At 62.0% G+C, this 229-nt stretch carries 1 protein-coding gene; it reads right to left on the bottom strand.

What is annotated here, in order from left to right; translation table 11 throughout:
• Positions 1–229 (bottom strand): aldehyde dehydrogenase family protein (locus AC0IX4_RS23475; RefSeq protein WP_471831477.1); only part of this gene is annotated, 229 nt, incomplete at both ends.

The following is a 229-nucleotide window of genomic DNA, read 5'->3' as shown; positions in this document are numbered from 1 at the left end:
GTTGTTCGGGTCGGTCGGATCGCCCCAAGGAATCACTTCCATCGTCGCCTTGGCGATCGCAACGGCTTCGACGAATCGACTTCGAGGAACGAGACGTCGAGTCAACGACGCGCATCCCTGGCCGGCGTGGTAACAGAGTCCACCGGCAATCTGGGGCACGATTGCTGGGAAATCTGCGTCCTCCAGCAGGATCGCGGCCGATTTCCCACCGAGCTCGAGGGTGACACGC

The sequence above is a fragment of the Rhodococcus sp. AC861 genome (assembly GCF_979256035.1).
Note: the sequence above shows the minus strand (reverse complement) of the source record. Positions and strands in the feature narration are given on the sequence as shown.